This window comes from Mesorhizobium sp. M1403 (assembly GCF_040317695.1).
Lineage (GTDB): Bacteria > Pseudomonadota > Alphaproteobacteria > Rhizobiales > Rhizobiaceae > Mesorhizobium.
This window is the reverse complement of sequence record NZ_JAMYKY010000006.1, coordinates 150,569-166,418: the sequence shown is the minus strand read 5'-3', so window position 1 is coordinate 166,418 and position 15,850 is coordinate 150,569. Positions and strand designations below refer to the sequence as shown.

The 15,850-nt window shown below is 64.0% G+C and carries 15 protein-coding genes; 9 read left to right on the top strand and 6 right to left on the bottom strand.

Going from position 1 to position 15,850, the window contains the following annotated elements:
- Window positions 1–97: 97 nt before the first annotated feature.
- The 6 genes from NKH01_RS13745 to NKH01_RS13720 all read left to right on the top strand — a co-directional run bounded on the left by NKH01_RS13745 (window position 98) and on the right by NKH01_RS13720 (window position 5,038).
- Window positions 98–895 carry an ABC transporter ATP-binding protein gene (locus NKH01_RS13745; RefSeq protein ID WP_352482755.1) on the top strand — a complete coding sequence of 266 codons (798 nt, stop codon included), beginning with the start codon at window positions 98–100 and terminating at the stop codon, window positions 893–895.
- Window positions 892–1,641, top strand: a complete 750-nt coding sequence (locus NKH01_RS13740; protein ID WP_353020537.1) for an ABC transporter ATP-binding protein — start codon at window positions 892–894, stop codon at window positions 1,639–1,641. Before NKH01_RS13745 ends, NKH01_RS13740 begins: the two co-directional genes overlap by 4 nt.
- A complete protein-coding gene (locus NKH01_RS13735) occupies window positions 1,638–2,546 on the top strand; it encodes a branched-chain amino acid ABC transporter permease (protein WP_353020534.1) in 909 nt (302 codons plus the stop codon). Before NKH01_RS13740 ends, NKH01_RS13735 begins: the two co-directional genes overlap by 4 nt.
- On the top strand, window positions 2,543–3,526 hold the full coding sequence (locus NKH01_RS13730; RefSeq protein WP_353020651.1) for a branched-chain amino acid ABC transporter permease: 984 nt from the start codon (window positions 2,543–2,545) through the stop codon (window positions 3,524–3,526). The genes NKH01_RS13735 and NKH01_RS13730 overlap by 4 nt, the downstream gene beginning before the upstream one ends.
- Window positions 3,523–4,815, top strand: a complete 1,293-nt coding sequence (locus tag NKH01_RS13725) for an NAD(P)/FAD-dependent oxidoreductase (RefSeq protein ID WP_353020531.1) — start codon at window positions 3,523–3,525, stop codon at window positions 4,813–4,815. Before NKH01_RS13730 ends, NKH01_RS13725 begins: the two co-directional genes overlap by 4 nt.
- Before the next feature lie 76 nt (window positions 4,816–4,891).
- Window positions 4,892–5,038, top strand: coding sequence for a hypothetical protein (locus NKH01_RS13720; protein WP_023716676.1), 147 nt, complete (start codon window positions 4,892–4,894; stop codon window positions 5,036–5,038).
- A 52-nt stretch (window positions 5,039–5,090) separates the two neighbouring features.
- Here NKH01_RS13720 and NKH01_RS13715 read toward each other — a convergent pair whose 3' ends face one another.
- From NKH01_RS13715 to NKH01_RS13690, 6 genes are all read right to left on the bottom strand, one after another.
- Window positions 5,091–5,927, bottom strand: a complete 837-nt coding sequence (locus NKH01_RS13715) for a GNAT family N-acetyltransferase (protein WP_353020528.1) — start codon at window positions 5,925–5,927, stop codon at window positions 5,091–5,093.
- A gap of 5 nt (window positions 5,928–5,932) precedes the next feature.
- Window positions 5,933–6,673 carry an aspartate/glutamate racemase family protein gene (locus tag NKH01_RS13710; protein ID WP_353020525.1) on the bottom strand — a complete coding sequence of 247 codons (741 nt, stop codon included), beginning with the start codon at window positions 6,671–6,673 and terminating at the stop codon, window positions 5,933–5,935.
- A 2-nt stretch (window positions 6,674–6,675) separates the two neighbouring features.
- Window positions 6,676–7,494, bottom strand: a complete 819-nt coding sequence (locus NKH01_RS13705; RefSeq protein ID WP_352638976.1) for an ABC transporter permease — start codon at window positions 7,492–7,494, stop codon at window positions 6,676–6,678.
- Window positions 7,495–7,498: 4 nt separating this feature from the next.
- Window positions 7,499–8,410 carry an ABC transporter permease gene (locus tag NKH01_RS13700; protein ID WP_352850504.1) on the bottom strand — a complete coding sequence of 304 codons (912 nt, stop codon included), beginning with the start codon at window positions 8,408–8,410 and terminating at the stop codon, window positions 7,499–7,501.
- A 197-nt stretch (window positions 8,411–8,607) separates the two neighbouring features.
- The gene (locus NKH01_RS13695; RefSeq protein WP_352638972.1) at window positions 8,608–9,897 is read right to left on the bottom strand and encodes an ABC transporter substrate-binding protein; all 1,290 of its coding nucleotides are present in this window, start codon (window positions 9,895–9,897) and stop codon (window positions 8,608–8,610) included.
- Between the two features lie 36 nt (window positions 9,898–9,933).
- Complete coding sequence (locus NKH01_RS13690; RefSeq protein ID WP_352451580.1) at window positions 9,934–11,022, bottom strand: ABC transporter ATP-binding protein; 1,089 nt, start codon at window positions 11,020–11,022, stop codon at window positions 9,934–9,936.
- Window positions 11,023–11,280: 258 nt separating this feature from the next.
- Here NKH01_RS13690 and NKH01_RS13685 point away from each other — a divergent pair, with 258 nt between their 5' ends.
- The 3 genes from NKH01_RS13685 (at window position 11,281) to NKH01_RS13675 (ending at window position 15,844) form a co-directional block, all read left to right on the top strand.
- A complete protein-coding gene (locus NKH01_RS13685; RefSeq protein WP_352493939.1) occupies window positions 11,281–11,994 on the top strand; it encodes a GntR family transcriptional regulator in 714 nt (237 codons plus the stop codon).
- Between the two features lie 341 nt (window positions 11,995–12,335).
- Window positions 12,336–14,417 (top strand): di-heme oxidoredictase family protein, encoded by a 2,082-nt coding sequence (locus tag NKH01_RS13680; RefSeq protein WP_353020519.1) that lies wholly within the window; start codon window positions 12,336–12,338, stop codon window positions 14,415–14,417.
- On the top strand, window positions 14,414–15,844 hold the full coding sequence (locus NKH01_RS13675; RefSeq protein WP_353020517.1) for a putative sulfate exporter family transporter: 1,431 nt from the start codon (window positions 14,414–14,416) through the stop codon (window positions 15,842–15,844). Before NKH01_RS13680 ends, NKH01_RS13675 begins: the two co-directional genes overlap by 4 nt.
- Window positions 15,845–15,850: the final 6 nt, after the last annotated feature.

Below are 15,850 nucleotides of genomic sequence, written 5' to 3'. Positions count from 1 at the left end.
TTCGGCTTGCGGAAGAAATTAAAGCCGAATAGCGTGATCAAAGCAAGTGTGATCACAAATCATAGGCGGCGAAGATCGCTTTCGGCCAGAGGGATTGATGGGCGACACGACAGAACGGCAGGAGGAGATCCGCACGCCGGTTCTGACGGCCAGGAACGTCGTCAGACGCTTCGGCGGCCTTGTCGCGGTCAACAATGTCTCGTTTGACGTCCAGCCAGGCGAAATACTCGGCCTTATCGGCCCGAACGGCGCCGGCAAGACGACGATGTTCGACCTGCTGGCCGGCAGCATCCTGCCGACCAGCGGCGAAATCCTTCTCAACGGCGTATCGGTGTCGGGGGAAGCTGCCCATCGCCGCATCGGCCGCGGCCTTGGCCGCACGTTCCAGATCCCCCGGCCCTTGCCCAATCTGACACTGATCGAAAACGTCATGCTGGCCGCGCAGGGGCAGGCCGGAGAAAGACTGCTCGCCAATTTCCTGACGCCGCGGCGGGTCGCCACCGAAGAGCGGGCGGCCGAGACGAGAGCCATCGAATTGCTTGAGCTCGTCACGCTCGCCCGCCTGGCGCACGAGCCGGCGCGCGTGCTTTCGGGCGGCCAGCGCAAGCTGCTCGAGCTGGCCCGCGTCATGATGGCCGATCCGGCAATCATCCTGCTCGACGAACCTGCGGCCGGCGTCAATGCGACGCTTCTTGAAGTCATCATCGACCGCATCCGCGATATTAACAGAAGCGGCATCACCTTCCTGCTGATCGAGCACAATATCGACATGGTGACGCGGCTCTGCCACCGGGTGCTGGTCATGGCAAGCGGCCAGCTGCTGTGCGAGGGCACTCCGGACGAGGTTGCGCGCGACCCGCGCGTCATCGAGGCCTATCTCGGAGGCGCTGCATGAGCCAAACGGTACTCGACGTCCGCGGTCTCGAAGCCGGCTATGAGCCCGGCGTGCCGATCGTGCGCGGCGCTTCGATCACCGTCGACCAGGGCGAGATCGTCGTCGTTCTCGGTCCCAACGGCGCCGGCAAGTCGAGCCTTATCAAGGCCATCGCCGGCCTTGTCCCGATCACCGGCGGCACCGTGCTGCTGGACGGCAGGGACATCACGGCGGCACCCGCCCACACCATGGTCCGCCTAGGCCTTGCCTTCGTGCCACAGACCGAAAACATCTTCCCGCTGATGTCGGTCGAGGACAATCTCAGGGTCGCCTGCGGCATCCTGAGGCCGCGCGAGGTCCCCGCCCGCATCGAGGAAATGTATGCGGCCTTTCCCGATCTCGCCCGTCAGCGCAGAACGGCTGCGAGCAATCTCTCGGGCGGACAGCGGCAGATGCTGGCCGTCGCCCGGGCGTTGATCGTCCATCCCAAGGTGCTGGTGCTCGACGAACCGTCGGCCGGCCTGTCGCCGAAATTCGTGGCGATGGTGTTCGAGATGCTGGCCGGTATCCGCAAATCCGGCGTCACCATTCTGCTGGTCGAACAGAACGCCAAGGCAGCGCTTGCGATCGGCGATCGCGCCTACGTGCTGGTCGAGGGCAAGGACCGGCACCAGGGCATCGCCTCCGAGCTCTGGAACGATCCTGTCGTCGCCGAGCTCTATCTTGGCCAGCGCCGCCCCGACCTTGGGAAAGGAGGCGCGGCATGAACCTGCAATTCGTCGTCGACGGGCTGCTGGCGGGTTCGATGATCGGCCTCGGCGCCATCGGCGTGACGCTCACCTATTCGATCCTGCGCTTCTCGAACTTCGCCCACGGCGACTTCATGGCCTGGGGCGCCTATGCGACGCTCGCCGTCGTTGGCGCTGTCGGCGCGATGTTCGGCAAGATCGCGCCGATCGCTCCCCTCTCCTTCGGCTGGCCGCTGATCGCCGCGCTCATCATAGGCATGGCGGTGACCGGCCTGCTGGCGCTGGCGCTCGACATGGTGCTGTTCGCGCGGCTGCGCGCCAAGGGCCAGGCGATCATCGTGGTGATGGCGAGCTTCGGCGCCTCGATGGCGCTGAGAAGCCTGCTCGAATTCATCTTCACCTCGCGTCCGACCTACTTCAGCCGGGCGATCCAGATCGCCATGCCGATAGGCTTCGGCATTCGCATCACCCCGGACCAAATCGCGCTGCTGCTGCTGACCGCCATTCTGGTGCTCGGCGTGCATCTTTTGATGACCCGCACCCAGACCGGCCGCTCGATGCAGGCGTTGAGCCAGAACGCGGCACTTGCCCGCATTGTCGGTATCGACGTCGCCAGGGTCGTGCGCGTCACCTGGATCATCGGCGGGGGGCTGGCCTGTGTCGCCGGCGTCATGATCGGCATTCTCATTCAGATCCGCCCGTTCATGGGTTTCGAGATGCTGCTGCCGATGTTCGCGGCCGCCATCCTCGGCGGCATCGGCAGTGTGCCCGGCGCCGTTCTCGGCGGCTTGATCATCGGTTTGGCCGAAGCCGGCGCGGTGCAATTGATCGGCGCCGAATGGCGGGCGGCCATCTCCTTCATCATCCTGATGGCGGTGCTGTTCGTGCGGCCCATCGGCCTTTTCGGAGTGGGGGAACGCTGATGGATCTGCTCGGCTACGGCGCTTTCTTCCTGACCACCGCGCTGATTTTTTCGCTCGTCACGCTCGGGCTCAATTTGCAATGGGGGCTGACCGGGCTTTTCAATGTCGGGGTCGCCGGCTTCGTTGCCATCGGCGCCTACACCTCGGCACTGCTGACCACGCCCGACGATGCCGCGCGGCTCGGCGGCTTCGATCTGCCGATCCTTGTCGGCTGGCTCGGCGCCATGCTGGTGGGCGGTGTCGCCGCCGCCATCACCGGCATTGCCACGCTGCGCCTGAGATCGGACTATCTGGCGATCACCACCTTCGGCGTCGCGGTCGTCGTGCAATTGGTGGCGCTCAACGCCCAGAAACTGACCGGCGGGCCATTCGGCATAGGCTTCATTCCGCGTCCGTTCGGCGGCCTTGCCGAAACCCCATTGCTGTTCAACCTGTCGAATCTTGCCGTCGTCTCGGTGGTGACGCTAATCGTCTATCTCGCGCTGGAGCATCTGTCGCGCAGCCCGTGGGGGCGCGTGTTGAAGGCGCTGCGCGAGGATGAGCGGGCCGCGATATCGCTGGGAAAAAGCGCGCGTTTCTACCGCGTCCAGGCCTTTGCCGTCGGCGGCGCCTTCATGGCGCTGGCCGGTGCGCTGCAGGCGCATTTCACCGGCTTCATCGCCCCGGACAATTATTTGCCGGCGCTGACTTTCCAGGTCTGGGTGATGCTGATCGTCGGTGGCTCGGGCAGCAACATCGGCGCCGTCATCGGCAGTATCCTGGTCTGGGCGATCTGGGCCGGATCAGGAGCCTTGACGAGTGTGTTGTTCTCGCCCGAACAGCAGGCCCGCGCCGCCTCGCTGCAGATCGTCGCCATCGGCGTGATGCTGTGCGTCATCCTTCTGGTCAGGCCGAACGGCCTGTTCGGCGACAGGCCGCGACGCGCAAGCTTCGGCAAGGGCGCGAAAGCGGCTCCGGACGAGAGCGCTGCACGGTCATGAGCAACGTTGCCATGCCACGCGGCCTGTCGCTATGGCATGCGGTCGGCCGCAACCGCCGCGACCGGCCCGCTCTCGAAGGTGCACTCGATGTCGATCTGGCGATTGTCGGCGGCGGATTTTCGGGCCTTTCAACCGCGCTGCACACCGCCGAAAAAGGCATCTCGGTTGCCGTCCTCGAGGCGGAAATCATCGCCTGGGGCGCGACCGGCAGGAACGCCGGCTTCGTCGTGCCGAATTTTGCCAAGCGGGACCCGGACGATATCATTGCCCAGCTCGGACCGGAACGCGGCGAACGCCTTGTCGATTTCGCCGCCGGCGGCGCCGACCTCGTCTTCGACCTGATCAGGCGGCACGGCATCGAATGCGATGCCGTCCAGAGCGGCTGGATACAACCCGCCCATTCGCAGGCCGCTTTGGAAAAGACCAGATCGCGCGCCGAACAATGGGCACGACGCGGAAGACCGACTGATGCGCTGGGCAGGCAGGCGGTCGAGGAGTTGACCGGCGTTCGCGGCTATCTCGGCGGCTGGATGGACAGGTCGGGCGGTATCCTCAATCCGGTCGAATATGCGCGCGGGCTCGCCGACGCGGCGGAAAAGGCCGGTGCGCGCATCTTCGAACATACACGGGTTAAATCGATCGACCGGACAGGGGGTGGCTGGGCTCTGAAGACGGCCGCCGGTTCGGTCCGTGCCGAAAAAGTGCTGGTCGCCACCAACGCCTATGGCGGACAGCTCGAGCGCACGCTCCAGCGAACCTACTTCCCACTGAAGATCTTCCAGATCGCGACGGCGCCGCTGCCGCGCGAATACCGCACCCGGTTGCTTCCGGGCGGGCAAAGCGTCGGCGACACCAGGCGCAATCTTTTCACCTTCCGCTTCGATGGCGAAAACAGGCTGATAACCGGCGGCATGCATGTTTTTGGCCCCGGTGCCGACACGCGGGTGCCGCGGGCGATCTGGCGACGGCTTGCCAGGCATCTCGATCTCCCGGGAATGCCGCCGATCGACTACAGCTGGTCGGGCATGGCTGCAGTCGAGCCCGACTTCCTGCCGCACCTCGTCGATCTCGGCCCCGGCCTGGTTGCGGGCTTTGCCTGCAATGGGCGCGGCATCGCCATGACGACTGCCATGGGCAAGGTGCTTGCCGACTGGGCTGATGGAACAAAGCCTCAGGATTTGCCGCTGCCGTTTGGACCGTCGTCGCCGATCCCGTTCCACAGCCTGATGCGGCATGCACCAAACATGGTGCTCCCCTGGAGCATGCTGCGCGACCGGCTGGATGGCTGATCGACGTGCGTGTCCGTCCGTCGTCCTGATACCCGAACTGCTAGACTCGCCCACATCATGTTGTTAACGACAGCGGATGAAGCAGAACTATCTTTATCTCATCATCGGCGCTTTGGTCGTCGCCGTCATTGCCTTGGGCATTTACGTCTATCGCGAGGAGACTAAGCCGAAAGGCGTGGAACTTCGTATCGACGATTCCGGCATCTCAGTTCAGGAAAAATAGATCGCGTATTCGTGTTGCCCGACTTGCGCGCTAGACGCCGGCTTGCACCGTTTCAGCCAAGCTCCAACGTCGTTATCGCAAAAACCCCGGACTGCATGAGCTGCGGCGCCCTTCCCTTGTACATCCGAGCTGTCTCGAAGCCGGGTTGAAGGCCGGCGGACGACAGCAAATCTGCAAATTGCCCGCTGGTCTCGGGCACGTCGAGATGGACGTTTCCGGGACCGGACATGTACGCGAGTGCGGCGAAGAGACGGCTCGCTGCATCCAGGCTGTCGGCAAAGAGCGGGCCGATCTTGCAGCCGTCCCGGCATTGGCGCGCGACGCCATATCCTGCAATGGCGCCGTGCTTGACGATCGCATGGGCCATATGCGGCGGGCGCAGCCAGTGCTCCAGGAAGGATCGCCTCGGGCCGGGAAAGAAGCGGCGGTCATAGTCCAGTATGTCCGGCACGAGTTCCGGCCCTACGGCGCGAATGTCGCTGCCGGCGGCTGCCGGGGCATTCGACGACCCCATGAGCCGTATCGTCCGGTAGGCCGGCGCAAAACCCATGCTGCGGTAGTTGGCCTGTTGTTCGACGACGCCGTCGAGGCCGATCGTGCGGTTGTCGAGCCGCGCCATGCCGGCATCCCAAACGGCCTTACCATGGCCTTGGCCACGCCTGTCCGGCCGGCAGATATACAGGCCGATGAAGCCGAATTCCTCGCCATAGGCAACGGCTGAAATGCCGGCCGCCATCTCGCCGTCGACAAAGGCGCCGATGAAGCCCTGCGGGTCGGCTGCCTGGAACAGCGCGGCGTCGCTGAGGCCGGGATTCCAGCCTTCCGCCGCCGCCCAATCGACAAGGGTTTGCACTTCTTCAAGTGCGAGCGTTCGGATCGTTCGGGGCATTGCGATTACTCGGCGGCATCAGGCGCGAAGGACTTCAACGCACCATGATAGGGCTTTGCCAGAGGGCTTGCATAGGCGCCGCGCTTGGATGTCGTCAGGCCAAGCGCGATCAATGCTTCGGCCTGCTTGACCGCAGCGCCGACGCCGTCGATGACTGGAAGCCCGAATTCCCGCTGCAGCGCGGCCGCCAAGTCGGCCATGCCGGCACAGCCGAGCACGATCGCTTCGGCGCGATCCTCGTCGATGGCGCGCGCAATCTCGTTGCGCAGCTTCAGGAGCGCGTCGGACGCCGGATCTTCGAGGGCAAGAACCGGGATGTCGGCAGCACGCACGCGCGCGCGCCCCGCCATGCCGTAGCGCTGCACCAACCCTTCGACCGGCACGCGCGAGCGTCCGGTCGTGGTGACAACGGTAAAGCGCTGGGCGATGAACGAGGCCGTGCTGAGCGATGCCTCGCAGATGCCGATGACCGGAATATTGGCCATGGCGCGCGCGGCATCGAGGCCGGTATCGTCGAAACAGGCGATGATCGCGGCTTGCGCGCCCGAGCGTTCGCCGGCGGCGATCTCGACCAGCAGGCCGGGCACGGCAAGTGCTTCATCGTAATAGCCTTCGATCGATACAGGTCCCATCGACGAGGTGACGGCAACGATCGTGGTCGTTGCGCCGGCGACCGGTCGCGCGGCGGCCGCGATGGTCTCGGTCATGCTGGCGGTGGTGTTTGGATTGACGACGAGGATCTTCACTGTCAGGCACGCTCGCGGCGGCGGCCGACATAGACGATCGCGCCGAGCGTCAGCAGGATCACCAGGAAGGAAAACACGGTTGTCACTGTGCCCAGCGCATAGAGCACCGGCGTCGTCACATTCGTCGTCATGCCGTAGATTTCGAGCGGCAGCGTGTTGAAGGTTCCCGAGGTCATCAGCGTGCGGGCGAACTCGTCATACGACAGAGTGAAGCCGAACAGGCCGACACCGATCAGGCTGGGAGCGATCATCGGCAGCACGACATGGGCGAAGGTCTGCCACGACGACGCTCCGAGGTCGCGCGCGGCCTCTTCATAGGCCGGCGAGAACCGGTTGAAGACGGCAAACATGATCAGCACGCCGAAAGGCAAGGTCCAGGTCAGATGGGCGCCGAAAGCAGAGGTGTACCAAGCGGGGCGGAAGCCGATCTGCTGAAAGACGACGCCGATGCCGAGGCTGATAATGATCGACGGCACGACGAGGCTGGCGACGGCCAGATAGAACAAGGCAGTTGCGCCGCGAAATTTCTGCCGGAAGGCAAGGCCGGCAAGCAGCGACACGACAACAGTCATCACCATCACCATCAGGCCAAGGACGAGCGAGCGTTTGAAACTGCCGCCGAAATCGCCGACTGCCTGGCGCTCGAACAGATTGGCGAACCAGTGCAGCGAAACGCCGTTCAACGGAAATGTCAGGCCGCCATTCTCGCCTTGGAAGGACAGTATCAGGATCGCCGAAAGCGGGCCGTAGAGGAACAGCACGAAAACCGCGAAGAAGGCCGCCAGCACATAGAATTCGAAGCTGCGCTTGTCGTGGCTCATCGCCTCACAGCTCCTTGCGAATGTCGACGATGCGCAGGATGCCCGCGACCATCAGAAGCACCAGCACCAGCAGCACGACCGCGTTGGCGGCGGCTGCCGGATATTGCAGCAGCGACATCTGGTTCTTCATCATCAACGCGACGGAAGCGCTCTGCCCGCCGGACATCACCTGCACCGTCGAAAAGTCGGCCATCACCAGCGTCACGACGAAGATGGTGCCGATCGCCATGCCGGGCTTGGCAAGCGGGATGACCACGTTCCACAGGATCTGCCAGCCGGAAGCGCCGGCGTCGCGCGCGGCCTCGATCAGCGACTTGTCGATGCGCATCAGCGTGTTGAAGATCGGCGTCACCATGAACAGCGTGTAGAGATGCACCATGGCCAGCACGACGGCGAATTCGGAATAGAGCAGCCATTCGATCGGTTTAGGGATCAGCCCCATCTGCACCAGCGTCGAGTTGACCAGGCCATTGCGGCCAAGCACTGGAATCCACGAGATCATGCGGATGATGTTGGAGGTCAGGAACGGCACGGTGCAGACGAGGAACAGCACCATCTGCATGGCCGTGGTCCGGATATGGAAGGCGAGGAAATAGGCAACCCAGAAACCGATGAACAGCGTCAGCGCCCAGACGATGGCGGCGTATTTCAGCGTGTTCAGATAGGTTTTCCAGGTGACCCAGGAGCCGAGCGTGTCGGCGTAGTTGGTGGTCAGGAAATCCGGATACATCGCCGCGAAATCGTAGTCCCAGAATGAGACCACGGCGATCATCAGGATCGGCAGCAGGAGGAACGCACCGAGGATCAGCGCCAGCGGTGCCGCCTGGAGATAGGGTGCGACGCCGGCAAAGGAGCACCTAGGTCTGGCCGGCTTCGCAGACGTAACGTGCGTGGATTGTTCGAGCGCTACTGCCATCTATCTCTCGGTCCAAGTCGGCGATGCGACTGAGGGGTGTTCCCTTCTCCCCGTGTGGGAGAAGGTGGCCGAGCGAAGCTCGGTCGGATGAGGGGTGTTCCAGCTTGGCACCAACAGTGCTCCGTCCAGCACCCCTCAACCGTCTTGGCGCTGCGCGCCAATCCACCTTCTCCCACAAGGGGAGAAGGCAGAGGGCATCAAGCGGCGATGAACTCGTTCCAGCGCTTTACCATATAGCGGTCCTCGTCCATGACCGAGTTCCAGCAGGCGACCTTGCCCATGCGCTCTTCGAACGAGCCGCCGTCACGCACGGCGCCTGCCTTTTCCATGACCTTGCCGTCCGGCGACAGGATTTCGCCCTTTGCCGGCTTGCCTTCGATCCAGTAGCCCCATTCGTCCTCGGACATGAACTTCTTGGCCGACACCATGTTGGCCGAGTAGTAGCCCTGGCGATTGAGGTAGCCGCCCACCCAGCCGGACGTGTACCAGTTGATGTATTCATAGGCGGCATCGAGTTCGGCGCCGGAGAGATGGGCTGCCAGGCCAAGCCCGCCACCCCAGGACCGGTAGCCTTCCTTGAGCGGCTGGAACCGGCACGCGATGCCCTTGGAGCGGACCGCGGCCACCGCCGGCGACCACATTGACTGGATTACCACTTCGCCTGAAGCCATCAGGTTGACGCTTTCGTCGAAGGACTTCCAGAAGGCACGGAACTGGCCGTCCTGCTTGGCCTTGATGAGGAAATCGATCGTCTTGTCGATCTCCTCCTTAGTCATGTTGCCCTTGTCGGCATATTTGATGTTGCCAGTGGCTTCCATGATCATCGCCGCATCCATGATGCCGATCGACGGGATGTTGAGGATGGCTGTCTTGCCCTTGAAGGCCGGATCCATGATGTCGGCCCAGGTGGTGATGTCACGGCCGACGAGGTCGGGGCGGATGCCGAGCGTATCGGCATTGTAGATCGTCGGCACCATGGTGAACCAATTGGTCGGCGCCTTGGCGAAAACCTTGCTGTCCTGCGCCTCGACGTAACCGACCGTGTGCGGCGCGGTGCCCTGGGCGATGACGCTGTCCGGCGTCAGCTTGCCGGTTTTGAACAGCGGCACGAGCTCGTCGTAGTATTTCAGCTTGGTGACATCCATCGGCTGCAGGACGCCTGTCGGAAACACCTTCTTGCAGATCCAGTATTCGATATCGGCGATGTCGTAGCTGTCGGGCTGCGTTACCGCGCGCTGGGCGGCGGCATCGGAATCGGTTGCCGTCATCTCCAGCGTGATGCCGAGATCCGCCTTGCACTTGTCGGCGATGGCATTGAGGTTGGACACGCCGGTGCCGAACTGGCGCAACGTGATGTTCGATTGCGCCCAGATGGTCGGAAAGCCTGATATGGCGCCGGAACCGGCGGCAAAACCGACGGCGGCGGCGCCTGTCTTGAGCAGCGAGCGACGCGATATTCCAGTCTTCTTGTCTGTGGTGTTGGTCATGTTCAGTTCCCCTGTTTTGGTTGGTTATGCTGGATTTCAGGAATCGAGACGGCCAAGGACGATCGCGTCCTCGGCGTCCCAGGCGATCGGCACTGCGTCGCCGACGGCAACCGGCCTGGCGAAGAAGCTGGTGTCGTCGACGATCACCGTGAAATCCTCGATGCCGGCGCCATTGACCGAGAGCTTCACGGTCGAACCGCGGTACTCGACGTTTGAAACGATGCCGGTGAAGCCGAGCCCCGCCGCCGGCGGCTCTCCGATCCGCACGTGGTCGGTGCGAATGGCGATGTCGATGGGCTCCCCGGTCTCCCTGCCCTGCCCGCTGGCGGCGAGCGTGACGCCGCCGGGCACATCGAAAACGACCATGCCGTCGCGACTACCGGTGACGCGGCCGGAGATGACATTGTGGTCGCCCATGAAACGAGCGACGAAGGCCGTGGCCGGCCGCTCGAACACCGTGCGAGGGTGCGCCGCCTGCTCGATACGGCCGTCGTTCATGACCACGATCAGGTCGGCCAGCGCCATCGCCTCTTCCTGGCTGTGGGTGACGTGGACGAAAGTAATGCCGAGCGACGTCTGCAGCTTCTTCAGTTCGGCCCGCATGCGGATCTTCAGGAACGGATCGAGCGCCGAAAGCGGTTCGTCGAGCAACAGCGCCTCGGGATCGGTGATCAGCGCGCGGGCGAGAGCAACACGCTGCTGTTGGCCGCCGGACAGCTGCGCCGGACGGCGGCTGGCATAAGCCTCCATCTGCATCAGCTTCAGCATGTCGAGTGCCTTGGCGCGGCGCTCCTCCTTGCCGACGCCTTTCATCTTCAGGCTGAACGCGACATTGTCGATCAGGTCGAGATGCGGAAACAGCGCGTAGGATTGGAACATCATTGCAGTGCCGCGCCTGGCCGGCGGCAGGTCGGTGACCACTGTGTTGCCGAGCCGCACATCGCCGCTCGATATGCTCTCGTGCCCGGCGATCATGCGCAGCGTCGAGGTCTTGCCACAGCCGGACGGACCGAGCAGGCAGCAATAGGTTCCCGCAGGGATTTTCAGGCTGATGCCTTCGACGGCAGTCGTCGCGCCATAGACTTTCGAAACGGACACAATGTCGATTTCGGCGGCTTTGGACATCCAGCTTCCCCTTTGGTCGGATTAGCCAAAGCATCATGCGTGCCAGTTGCGCGCCGCCGCACCAACCGACTGAATCCTCGAAGAAATCAGGGCTGCATCGACATGGCTGCCGATATGGCATCCTTGTGCAATGCACAAATTATAGGCGATTGCCGCCGATCCTCGCAAAAATCGCATGCAATCTTTTTCATCCCTGTATTCACTTTGTCTCTCGTCCAAGCGATACGATTCAGGGTAGAAGGACGCAGGATCACCGCCATGAACATTGCCGACCAGACTTTCCCTGCTATCGAGGCCGCCAACGAGGATCGCGCGCAGGCGATCCGCGATCAGTTGCGCGACGCGATCGTCGATCGCCGGCTGGCGCCCGGAACCAAGCTTTCCGAAGGCGAAGTCGGCACGCTGTTCGATGTCAGCCGCACCGTGGCGCGCGCCGCACTGCAGATGCTCTCCTTCGAGGGATTGGTGCGCACCGAGCGCAATCGCGGCGCCTTCGTCGCCAATCCGTCGCCGGAGGAAGCGCGGCAGGTCTTTGCTTCGCGCCGGCTGATCGAACCCGGCATCGCGATTGCCGCCGCCGGGCGGATGACGCCGGCGCATGTCGCCGCGTTCAAAGCCCAGCTCGACGAAGAAGGCCGTTTCATCGCCGAACGCGGACCGAACGCAAGGCGATCGGAGATCAAGGCGTCGGGGGATTTTCACCTGCTTCTGGCGTCGGTCGCGGGAAACGTCATCCTGCAGCGCTTCATGGAGGAATTGGTCGCTCGTTCATCTCTGGTGATCGCACTCTATGGCCGCTCGGGTATCTCGAGCTGCGGCCACAACGAACACACGCAGATCCTCGATGCGCTGGAAAATGGCAATGCCGAACGCGCCAGCGCGCTGATGCTGCACCACATCGACCATATCGAGGCCGACCTCGATCTGCGCGTCAGGAGCGGCCCGGCACTCAGGCAGGCGCTCGAGTTCTGAGAATTGCCGTCCGCGGCAACCTCGCCGGCCCATAATCACCTTTGCCTGACAGTGCGAAGCGCTTGCCTCGCGAAGCGCTTCTGCGGCCGGACGCATTTCCGAGCGCAAGATCCTGCCTGCGGTGGATGCCGTACACGATACGTAAGTCCACCCGCTCAATGATCGCGTCGAGATAAGCGTCACATGCGCACGGGCCGCATGCAGACGCATCGAGGTATCGAGGCGGGGATATCGCAATGCGCAAAGGCCTTGCCGCGGTGTTTGTGGATTTCGTCAGACCTCGTCGGTCCCGGCGAAGCTGCGCCTCGCTGGACCTTTCGATTGGCCGGATTATCTCCGCAATGGCAGCGGTGTCTTTCAGCTTGCTGCCGAGCGTGGGCTTCACCAGCGATCACGCCTGGCGCCTGGGCGCCCGCATCGTCGCCGTCGGGCTGCCGGGCGTGGCCGGCGTGCGCAAGGTGGGGCGTTTTCATAATGGCGGACCGATACCAGGAAATCCGGAATTCCTGCTGACCACGCGCGAAGGACGTGTGCTCGATCCGCTTAGGGTTCTGGTCGCGGTAGGCAGCAATTTCGGCGCCCCGCCAGGCGATCCTGCGTTCGAACCTGGCGCGATCCTGTCGATCGATCCGCGCGGCGACAAATCGGGCACGATCCTGGTTCCGCAGGATCTCACCGATCAAGATCTCACCGACTATGACGGAGCGAGCCCAGTCCAGCTCTACACTGCGCAGAGCGAGCTATTCCTCAACCGGCGCTACAATGGCAAGGCTCGAACGGCGCGGTTGGCGGCGGCATCCGGACCGCGCTACATCTCGATCAACAACGCCTTTGGAAGGCTCTGGATCGCCAACGCGCCGAACGGATTGGCCGGCGAAGGCAGCGTCACCGTCGTCGACCCCGACGGGGCGCCGCTTGACAATGCGCCAAGCCGCGAGGCCGGTGGCGTGTTCGCCGGCCGGTCCACTGATCGCGAACAGGAGCAGATCGCTCAACCCACTGGATGGCTGGCGAGTAGCTGGCTGGCCAACGGATGGCTGGCGAAGCTGCTGAACTACCGGGCAAGCGGCCAACTGACGCCTGGCGGGCTGCACACAGGTGCGCTCGGAACGGCATTTCTCGGCCCATCGCCGGACGGCAGCGGTTTTGCCGTGTTCGCAGCGGTCACTGCGGACGGCAGCGTGGTCCAGGTTCATGTCCAGGACGGTGTCGACGGCCTGGCCGGCCCCGGCACGGTGAGCACGGGCCGCAACAGTGGCGACGATTCCGGTGTCATCGGCATTGTCTTCAAGTGGAACCCGGACCGCGTTCTCTACATCGCCGACCCCGGCCGCGACCGGCTGGTGCTGTTGAAACTGCAAGACGACCGGCGGCATTTCACGGTCGCCGGGACCGACACCATCTCGCTGCCGGAATTCGACCGTCCGGTCGATATCGCCGCAGCTGTTCCCGAGATCGCCAATCCGCAATTTTCAAGCCACACGACGCTTGCCGGCGGGTCGGACCTGTTTGTCGGCAATCGCGGCGACGGCTCGCTGCTGCGCATAAGCCAGGATGGCCGGCTTCTCGCCCGGGCCAGGATCGATATCCCTGGCCTTGGGCCTCTCGGCGGCGATCGCCTACGCGCCATCGCGACGTCGGCGGACGCGCAGCGGATCTGGATAACGATAGGCGGCGAGCTCCCCGGATTTCCCGGCCAAGACGGAGCGCTGCTCGAGGTCCCTGCCTTTGACGAGCACGGCGTGTCGACGACGGCCCAGCAGACGCAAAATGCTGTCGCCAATCCCGATCTCGCCGCTCGCGGAAGGGCGCTGTTTCAGACCGATTTCACGCCGCGGACCGGTCTTGGACCATTGTTCAATGCGACGTCCTGCGTGTCCTGCCATCCCGGCCCCGGCGGTGCGAGTGCCGATGAGAACCGTTTCGCGCGCAGGATAGCCCATATGGATCCGGAATTCGGGCGCACAGTCCCGATCGATCATCCCAACAGCCCGGTCGCCCGGCGCTATATGCTGCGCGATGGTGCCGGCACCACGGCTGAACCGGTTGCACTGCCGCGCCAGGCCAATGTCATCTCGCTGCGCATGCCGCCCAGCCTCTACGGCGTCGCGGGCATCGACGACATACCCGACAGCGTCATCGAGGCGCAGGCGGTCAGCAAGGGCGACGGGATCAAGGGCCGCCCGCACTATGTCCACGATGCCAACGGCGCGACGCGGGTCGGCCGCTATGGCTGGAAGGCCGACATTGCGGTCCTCGAAGAGATGGTCGCCGACGCCTTCACCAGGGAGCTCGGCATCACCAGCGTCGTCTCCGGCCACGGCGGGACGGACACGCAGCCCGTCGAACAAGGGTCCGGAGAGATCGAGGCGGTGGCTGCTTATCTGCGAACGCTCACCCCGGCCGAGGAGGCCAGACGATGAGCATCGCCCTGACGTTTTCGCAGGCGCCGGAAAAAGCGCGCTCGATCTTGCCCGGTATCGCCGTGGCGGCCGCGCTCGCCCTTGCGGGCGGCTGGATTGCCGGCGGATTGGGCGAACCCCTGTCGCGCAATCCGGTCCTCGTCGCCATGCTCTTCGGGCTGCTGATCGGCAACAGCTTTGCCTGTCCCGACCCGCTGCGCCCGGGACTCGACTTCACCAAGCGCTATCTGTTGCGGCTGGCGGTCGTCCTTGTCGGCTTCCGCATCACGACGCGACTGTTCCTCGATCTCGGGCTGATGCCGCTCGCGGTGGCGGCCATCGAACTGATCCTGGTCGCGGCTTTGCTCTACGCTATCGCACGCAAGCTATTCAGGCTGGAGGCCGAGATCGCGTTGCTGGTCGCGGTCGGAAGCGCCGTCTGCGGCGCAGCGGCAATTCTCTCCGTGGCTGCGCTGGTGCGCGCACGCGACCAGAGCGCCGGGGTTGCGATCGCCCTGATCACGCTCAGCGGCACCGCGGCGCTGCTCGTCTATCCCGTGATGTTCCTGGGCGGCTGGCTGCCGCATCTCGACGACCGGCTCTACGGCGTGTTCGTCGGCGCGAGCATCTTCGAACTGGCGCAAGTCTACGGCGCCTCCTTCGCCGTCTCCGACGGGGCGCTGAACACTGCCACTCTCGTCAAGCTCAGCAAGGTGCTGATGCTCATCCCGCTTCTGCTGGTCATCGGCACGTTCTTTCGCAGCCGCAAGAGCACGCCCGGAGCCACGCCGATCCCGTTCCCTTGGTTCATCGTCGCCTTCATCGGCGTGGTGATGCTCAATTCGCAAATCACGCTCGATCCGCAATTGCGCCGCGGCATTCTCGATGTCGACCAGTTCCTGTTCCTGATGGTGATGGTCGCGCTCGGGATCACCACCCGCATCGGCCGTCTTGGCGAAGCCGGCGGTGCGTGGCGCCTGATCGGCCTCGGCTCCACCGGCGTGCTTTTGTCGGCAACCCTGGCCTACGGTGCACTGATCCCGTTCTCGGCCGGCTTCCTGGCCTCGCCCCCGGCATCGAGCGAAAGCGCGATGTTGGGCAGCGATGGCGGAAGGTTCTTCGCTTCCGTCGGCTGCGCCAAATGCCATGTGCCGGCGCTGGCGGGCACAAAAGGCGAAGTCAGGCTCTACTCGGACCTTTTGCTGCACGACATGGGGCCGGCACTCGACGACAAGATCATCCAGGGCGACGCGATCGGCGCCGAATGGCGGACAACGCCGCTGATCGGCATCCGCCTGCGCCAGCGTTTCCTGCATGACGGCCGCGCGACCACACTGCGCGACGCGGTGTTCGCGCATGGCGGCACGGCGCAGATCGTCCGCGACCGCTTCTTCGGCCTGGACGAGGCCGACCGCCAGGCGATCCTCGATTTCGTGAGCAGACTATGAACCGGC